This is a genomic window from Cognatundibacterium luofuense, assembly GCF_018139685.1.
Lineage (GTDB): Bacteria > Pseudomonadota > Gammaproteobacteria > Burkholderiales > Burkholderiaceae_D > Undibacterium > Undibacterium luofuense.
Map to the genome: position 1 here is coordinate 1 of NZ_JAGSPN010000214.1, position 405 is coordinate 405.

A 405-nucleotide genomic window follows, 5' to 3' on the forward strand; every position below is an offset into this window, starting at 1 on the left:
GATTGATAATAATTGGGTTGAGAACCAGATTCGTCCGGTGGCATTGGGACGAAAAAACTGGATGTTCGCCGGCAGTCTGCGCGCAGGCAAACGTGCGGCGGCGATCATGAGTCTGATTCATTCAGCCTGGCTCAACGGTCACGATCCTTACAGGTACATGAAAGACGTGCTGGAAAGACTACCATTACAGCCATTCAGCCGTATGGGCGAACTACTACCACACAACTGGAAGCCTGCTTAAATGAGGACTAGTCAACCTGTGTTGACCGGGTGCTTACTTTGACCTGGTCTTTGCTTAGTTCTTGTTCTTTTCCCGCTTTCCGACCGCACAAAGCAAAACCCCCGCCTCTGTCGAGAGCGGGGGTTTCTTATAGGGAGCCTGACGATGACCTACTTTCACACTGG

At 51.4% G+C, this 405-nt stretch carries 1 protein-coding gene; it reads left to right on the forward strand.

From position 1 onward, the window contains the following. A partial coding sequence (locus KDM89_RS20085; protein WP_212689644.1) for a transposase domain-containing protein occupies nt 1-241 on the forward strand: 241 nt, incomplete at its 5' end. Nucleotides 242-405 lie beyond the last annotated feature (164 nt).